Source organism: Agriterribacter sp. (assembly GCF_035444585.1).
Taxonomy (GTDB): domain Bacteria; phylum Bacteroidota; class Bacteroidia; order Chitinophagales; family Chitinophagaceae; genus Agriterribacter.
Map to the genome: position 1 here is coordinate 1 of NZ_DAOMOZ010000216.1, position 8,067 is coordinate 8,067.

Annotated in this window: 5 protein-coding genes; all 5 read left to right on the forward strand. The window is 47.1% G+C overall.

The genetic code is table 11. The annotated features are described in order from the left end of the window. The coding region (locus PLH26_RS18005) for a GMC oxidoreductase (protein WP_324587421.1) at positions 1 to 343 on the forward strand (343 nt) is incomplete at its 5' end. A 326-nt stretch (positions 344 to 669) separates the two neighbouring features. Next, positions 670 to 4,200: a PVC-type heme-binding CxxCH protein gene (locus tag PLH26_RS18010; RefSeq protein ID WP_324587422.1), complete on the forward strand. Its 3,531-nt coding sequence runs from the start codon at positions 670 to 672 to the stop codon at positions 4,198 to 4,200. Between the two features lie 250 nt (positions 4,201 to 4,450). Continuing rightward, a complete protein-coding gene (locus PLH26_RS18015; protein ID WP_324587423.1) occupies positions 4,451 to 5,638 on the forward strand; it encodes an FG-GAP-like repeat-containing protein in 1,188 nt (395 codons plus the stop codon). Between the two features lie 66 nt (positions 5,639 to 5,704). Further along, positions 5,705 to 6,565, forward strand: coding sequence for a sugar phosphate isomerase/epimerase family protein (locus tag PLH26_RS18020; RefSeq protein WP_324587424.1), 861 nt, complete (start codon positions 5,705 to 5,707; stop codon positions 6,563 to 6,565). Between the two features lie 623 nt (positions 6,566 to 7,188). Then, a partial coding sequence (locus tag PLH26_RS18025; RefSeq protein ID WP_324587425.1) for an alpha-L-rhamnosidase-related protein occupies positions 7,189 to 8,067 on the forward strand: 879 nt, incomplete at its 3' end.

Sequence of the window (8,067 nt, forward strand, 5' to 3'; positions counted from 1 at the left end):
CTCGGTAGACTTTGATGATAATGATGCCAAAATGCTGGATGATTATTTTGAGCAGGTCAGTGAAATGTTCACGGCTGCAGGATTTAAAGACGTGAAAACGAGTAAACGCCCCGGCGCTCCGGGATTGGATATCCATGAAATGGGTGGTGTTCGCATGGGGCATGATCCCCAAACCTCCATGCTCAATAAATGGCACCAGTTGCATGCCTGCAAAAATGTATTTGTAACCGATGGAGCCTGTATGACTTCAACTTCTACTCAAAATCCTTCACTCACCTATATGGCTTTCTCTGCAAGAGCTGCCCATTTTGCGGTGGAAGAAATGAAGAAGGGGAACCTTTAATTTGAAAATATAGCGGTCGGTACGCGACGAAGGAGCGTCAGACCGCGAGTGAAAAATGTGGAAATATGGAAATGTGAGAAATGCGAAAATGCAGGCAGTCGGTGCGCAATGAAAGGAGCGTCAGACCAATAACTGAAACCTGCAACCTGCACCCTGTAACCTGCACCCTGTAACCCACCCTCACACCTCCCTCCTCCCTCCTCCCACCTCACCCCACAAGGTAAGTGCAGGATGCCCATATAAAATAAACCGGCTATTTTACATTTATTTCCATAATAATATATTTTCAATACCCGTGGACAATCTTTTAAACGATTGTATTCAATATGCGCCAATATCTTTTTACAATATCCTGTATTTTCCTTTTGTATAACTTTCTTTTGTCCTGCAGTCAGTCCGGTACAAAGCCCGAAGGGCGCGATGAGAAAAAATTTTCCGAACATGTACGCAGTACAGCATTTCAAACGCCTGAGCAGGAACGTGCAGGATTTATACTGCCGGAGGGTTTTGAAATAACGCTTTTTGCTTCCGAGCCCGATATCACCAAACCCATGAACATTGCCTTTGATGACCAGGGAAGGTTATGGGTTACACAATCATCCGAATACCCGATGGCGGCAGGTTCCGGCAGAGGCGGAGACCGCATCAGCATACTGGAAGACACAAACGGAGACGGTAAAGCGGATAAGTTCACTCATTTTGAAGATACCTTAAATATTCCTATTGGCATATTGCCTGTAAGCGACGGCGCCATTGCTTACAGCATTCCCAACGTTTATCGTTTTACCGATACCAATGGAGACGGCAAAGCTGATGAACAAAAAGTGCTGTTGGGTCCCTTTGGTTTTAAAGACACGCATGGCATGGTAAATAATTTCATCCGCGGGTTCGACGGATGGATACATTCTTCCCACGGGTTTACCAATACATCTACTATAGCAGGTACAGATGGGGATTCCATTACCATGACATCGGGTAATACTTTCCGGTTTAAGCCCGACGGGCGCCGCGTGGAGCAGACCACTTTCGGGAGGGTGAATCCATTTGGTTACAGTTACGATGAATGGGGTTACCTGTACTCTCTGGATTGTCATACCAAGCCCATCTACCAGCTCATTCCCGGTGGCGACTATCCTCATTTTGGCAAGGTAGCTCCTGCGGGAATAGGGTTTGCACCCGAAATGACCAGCTATGAGCTGGGCTCTACAGCGCTTGCCGGCTTGGATTATTATACCGGCGAACAATTTCCCGAAGCATACAGGAACAGCTTTTTTTCGGGCGATGTGGTAACCTGCAAGGTTAACCGCAATACCATGACGTTCAGCGGATCTACGCCCATCGCTAAACGTGAGGAAGATTTTTTGGTGAGCAGCGATCCCTGGTTCCGCCCCGTTGATGTAAAAACAGGTCCGGATGGCGCATTGTATATAGCCGATTTTTACAACCGCATTATAGGTCATTATGAAGTGCCTTTAAATCATCCTGGCAGAGACAGGATAAGTGGCAGGATCTGGAAAATTACATACAAAGGCAATGACACACATAAGGATGTGGAGGTTAAAGACTGGTCGAAAGCAGGTTTGGAAGAACTGATACCCGGTTTACAGAGCACGCAGTTAACCACCCGTTTTGCTGTTGCCAACCGCATCGTGGATGTATGGAAAGAAAAAGCCATTGATCCTGTAAAGAAACTCCTTACTGCTGCATCGTCGCAAAAAGCATACATACAAGCGCTATGGATACTGCACCGTTTAAATGCATTAGCGCGGGCACAGCTTGATGAAGCGCTGCAGCACCAGGATCCGGTAATAAAAGTGCATGCGCTGAGGATACTCACAGAGATGGATACATTAAGTTCTTTGCATCATGATGTGATTGTAAAAGCGCTGGCGGATCAAAGCCCTCATGTGCGGCGTATCGCGGCCGCTGCGCTCAACAAATTTACCGGTGCCGGAAATATAGCTCCGTTGCTGGATCTGTATAGTAAAACGGATGAGCATGATTCGCATCTCAGGTATACAGTACTGCTGGCCATTCGCAATAACCTGAGAGACAATAAGGAAATACAGAAGGCATTGGGCATGCAATGGAACGGGCAGCAGTTGGCCATCCTGTGCAAGGTAATGCTGGACGTACCTTCGGCTGAGGCTGCAGGTTTTGTGCTGAACTATATGAAAGATCATGAAATGCCCCGGCAGCAGCTTATTCAGAGCTTTGAATATGCCGGGCGTTACCTTCCCTCTTCCAAAGCAGATGATGCTATTGCGCTGATCAGGCAGCGGTTTGAAAAAGATAAGGACGTGCAGTTCATGCTGTACAACACCATGCGCCAGGGCATTGCACAAAGAGGAGCGCGGCCTTCGCAGCAGATGCAGCAATGGGGCATCGGGCTCACTAAACATTTTCTTGAAAATATTTCCGAAGCCGGTGATACCTGGAAAAGCCGCCCGATCGACAGCACCGGTGAACCTGCAGACCCATGGAGAGTATCTGATGAATTTTTAACAAACGTTGCACCGGCCTTCCGTATCATCTTCAGCGAGGCGCATGGCTATAATCCAACGGCAGTGCTGTATTCGGTTCCTTTTACATTGCCTGCCACCCTGTATATGAATGTCTTTGACAATGATATACACAATAGCGATACCAAAAAAGGCATCTCAAAAAATGTTGTTCGCATACGCCTGCAGGGTAGCAATGAAGTGGTGGCTGAATACAGGATGGAACAGAAGGAGACCATGGAATTCAAGGATCTCATCGAAGAAAAAGTACCTTTTGATCTTTCGGTCTGGCAGGGAAAATTGGGTTATATAGAAGTGATTGACAGTACAAAAACAGGTTCCGTTGGTATAGGAAAACTGGAGCCGGCGGTTGTGCCCATCCCCGAAAAGGGAACAGGTGAAATCAATGAACGCCGCATACAGGCAGCCGAAATTGCCGGCGAATATAAAGTAGCAGCATTGCAGCCTGCCCTGCAAAAAATAGTGGCATTGGGATGGTTGAATTACAGGGTTCGCGCAGCAGCGGCCAATGCGCTCATGAATATTGCTCCCGGCAGCAATACAGCATTGATCACGAAGCTGTTCAACGATAAAACGGAATTGCCCGCACTCCGGCAAAGAATGGCAGGTGTATTGGCACAGGCTCCTTCCGCTGCTGTTTACAATACATTACAGGAGGGTTTGGCAGGAAGCAGTTTCTCAATACAAACGGCTATTGTTTCCAGTCTTTCCGCTTCCCGGCAGGGGATCAGTCATATACTGGATGCCTTTAAAGCGAGGCAGTTCAACCCGGCTGTGTTAGCGGAACCATCTGTGCGTGAGCGGCTGGCAGCCACTATCACTCCGGCTCAGCAAAAGCAGTTGGATGCGCTTTGGGGCAGCAGCAAAACGGATGTGGAAGAGCGGCAAAAACTGATTGAAGCCCGGATTGCCGGCATTGGTATTTCTACTGCCACTGCCGAAGCAGGGAAGAATATCTTTGTTCAGAACTGCAGCATGTGCCACCAGGTAAAAAGCGAAGGCGGTTTGGTAGGACCGCAGTTAGATGGAATAGGCAACTGGGGTGTTAAGGCCCTTACAGAAAAGATCCTTGATCCCAACCGTAATATATCGCAGGCTTTTCGTACCTATAACATTACATTGAAGAACGGAAAGCTGTTGAGTGGATTATACCGTAGAACGGAAGGTGAAGTGATGGTATACGCCGACCCCTCGGGTAAAGAATTTTCCGTTGCTAAAAATGATATCAAAGAAAATAAGCCGTCGCAGTACACCTTAATGCCCGACCAGTTCAGGAATACCATTAAAGAGGAAGATTTTTATGCGCTGATGAAGTATTTGCTAAGTGTAAAGTGAGTGAATGGTGAATAGTGAGAGGTGAGACGTGAGAGGTGAAAGGATTGAGTTCGTTTCACGAAACAGAAGGATGGAAGAGGAATGCAGGTGAACAATTCACCAATTCACATTTCACTATTCACTAATCGCCTTGGTACGTGTTTCACGTACCATTAGAACGGCTTCTTTTTTATTTTGACGACTATGGTGGTTCAACGCGCCGGAATAAGCATATATCTGTTTAAATTTATAAATGTTTAAAATAAAAATTATGATTACACAAGTGCGTACAATATTGTTGAGCGGTTTGGCATTGGGGTTATTGGCGGCAGGATGTAATGCGCAGGGTGAGCAAAAAAAGCCCCGGACGGTAACATTCGGCAAGCAGGTGCTGACCAAAGATTTCGTTAGCGAAGGTGCAGCGGTGGGGGATGTGAACGGGGATGGCAAAATTGATGTGATAGCGGGCGCCTTCTGGTTTGAAGCGCCCGACTGGAAAACGCATGAAATAGCAAAGCCGGAAAAATACGTGGTGGGAGTGGGTTACAGCAATTCATTTTTGAATTTCAGCATGGATGTGAACCAGGATGGCTGGATTGACCAGGTGCGGATTGACTGGCCGGGTAAAACCGCCGTATGGCATGAAAATCCGCAAAATAAGCCCGGACATTGGCCTGTGCATGTTATTCATACATCGGTAGGCAATGAAGCGCCCTTGTTTGTAGATATAGATGGAGATGGCAGAAAGGATATATTGTGCAATGATCCCGAAAAAAAACAGATCATCTGGCTGCAGTCACCGCAAAAAAAGGGCGATACGACCTGGGCGCTTACGGTGATAGATGGCAGGGAAGGCATACCCGGCACGCACATGTATACGCATGGTTTGGGTTATGACGATATAAACGGCGATGGAAAAAAAGATGTGCTGATCAGCAAAGGATGGTGGGAAGGACCTGCAGATCCCAAACAACCCAACTGGACATTTCATGCTGCAGATATGAGTGAAGATTGTGCGCAAATGTATGTGATGGATTTAAATGAAGACGGGCTGGCGGATATCCTGAGCTCTTCCGCGCACAATTACGGTATCTGGTGGCACGAGCAGCAAAAAGATGCAGGTGGCAATATCACGTTCAGGCATCATCACATTGATTCCGGCTTTTCGCAGAGCCATAGTCTGGCGTTGGCGGATGTTAACGGCGATGGCAATCCTGATTTTATAACAGGCAAGCGGTATTTTGCGCACAATGGCGGCGATCCCGGCGCGCATGAACCCGCCTTTTTGTACTGGTTTGAATATGAGCCGGGGGAAACGCCGGCCTGGATCAAACATGAGATAGATAATGATTCCGGCTCTGGTTTGAACCTTGTGGTGAAAGATATCAATGATGATAAGCTGCCTGATATTATCGTGTCGAACAAAAAGGGCGTGCATGTTTTTTTACAAACAAAGTAAGGCTGTTGTAAAACAGGCTATCCTTCTTATATTTACGATCAACATTCATCATAAAACATTTTATTCATGCGATTTGGTATCAACACATTTTTATTTACTTCTCCTTTTACCACGGAAAGTATTTCGCTATTTCCCCAGTTTAAAAAATGGGGCTTTGATTCCGTTGAAATTGCACTGGAAGATGCATCACATATTGACCCGGTTACTGTAAAAAAAGCATTGGATGATAACGGGTTGGTTTGCGGCTCCATTTGCGCGGCTATGGGTGGCGGGCGTGATCTGCGGGGCAGTGCCGAAGATCAGAAAGGAGCGCTGGATTACTTAAAGGCGGTAATAGACCTGTCTCCTGCATTGGGCCATCCTACCTTAATTGGTCCTTTATATTCGGAAGTAGGCAGGGCAGAGCTGGTGTCTCCCGAAGATTACAGGCAGCAATGGGATACCGTTGTAAAGCATTTGCGCACACTGGCTGCACATGCAGGTAAGCTGGGTGTAAAGCTGGCCATTGAACCGCTTAACCGTTTTGAAACCGATTTTATCAATACCTGCGACCAGGCGCTGAAGATGGTGAATGATGTTAATGAAAAGGCGTTGCTGGTACACCTGGATACTTTTCACATGAATATTGAGGAAAAGGATTCCGCGAAAGCAATACAGAAAGCAGGCAATAAGCTGGCGCATTTCCATGCCTGCGGCAGCGACAGGGGTACACCCGGCAATGATCACATCAACTGGACAGGAATATTTGATGCATTAAAACAGGCAGGTTATGATGGTGATGTAGTGATAGAATCTTTTACGCCTGCAATAGAGATCATCGCCAGGGCTGCATGCATCTGGAGAGAAATAGAACCTTCGAGGGAAAGTATAGCCATTGAAGGGGTGAAGTTTTTAAGGGATCAACACAAGGCTGCTTTGGCGAGGTAAGGCTTTGAAATATCCGCCTGTCATTCACGCAGGAGGAATCTGCCTTCGCTTCAATCATTGCAAGCGTGGTTCTTTGCTGTGCATTACCTCAAAAGCCCTATCATATTCTGTGGCTTGTCATTCATATCCTATGCCTGTCATACCGACGTAGGAGGTATCTATCCTGGCTTCGATCCTTGCAGACCCTTCCTTCGTCAGGGTGGCAGGCCGTAGTTTTTTTATTGGGCTACCACGAAGCCCCGATCATACACTACTGTCTGTCATAGGTTACCCCGCAGAATCGCAGAGCAATCAGGAATGCATCTGTCTTTGCTTCAACCATTACAGACCCTTCCCTGTCTGCCTACCTTCGGTAGATATACCGGCTGACAAGCTTCGTAGGAGGCGACAATCCATGGTATATAACCCTGAAAGGGTTGCAGGTCTGTAACTCGGCCACACCAAAATGATGCGACCCCGAAGGGGTCGAAGGATTGCGCTTGATTTTTGATTTTACAGATTTCCTTTTTACACCGCTTCAGGAAGGTACAGGATGACATTATGCCATTCCACCGCTACCTTCAACCCTGAAGGGAACGCCGGCTATGGCTATTCCCACCCATCAAACTGAAGAAATATTTACAATGAAAAAAAGATTGCTACCTGCATTGTTCATTTGCATGATGGTATGTGGAACTGTGTATGCACAGTTGCCACCGGTATTTAACCAAACGCGTCAATCGCAATCTGCTGAAACCGTAACCCGCTACCTGTCGCCCGTTAAAATACTCTGGCAAACAGAAAATGCTGCAGGCAATATTAAAAACGGGCAGAGGCTCTTGAAGCCGGGTAATGGTCAGTCCGATCTTGCCAATAAAGACATGTGTGTGCTCAAAAGCGATGCAAAAATAAAACCTGCCTTATTGTTCGACTTTGGCAGGGAATTGCACGGCGGGCTGCAAATTGTGACCGGCATGTATCCCGGTAACAAGCCCGTTAAGCTGAGGGTGCGTTTTGGAGAATCGGCCAGCGAAGCAATGAGTGATATTGAGCCCAAACAAAATGCTACCAATGATCATGCCATGCGCGATATGATCGTGGAAGTGCCCTGGTTGGGTAAGCTGGAAGTAGGCAATACCGGCTTCCGGTTTGTACGCATTGACCTGCTTGATGAAAACGTGGAACTGCAGCTAAAAGAAGTGCGGGCCATTTTTATATTCAGGGATATTCCTTACCTCGGTTCGTTCAACAGCAATGATACATTACTGAACAAAATATGGATGACAGGCGCTTATACCGTGCACCTGAACATGCAGGATTATTTATGGGATGGCATCAAACGCGACAGACTGGTTTGGGTGGGCGACATGCATCCCGAAACTTCTACCATCAGCGCCGTTTTCGGTGATAACGAAGTAGTGCCTAAAAGCCTTGATCTTTCACGCGATATCACCCCGTTGCCCGGCTGGATGAACGGCATCAGCACCTATTCCATGTGGTGGATCATTATTCACCGCGACTGG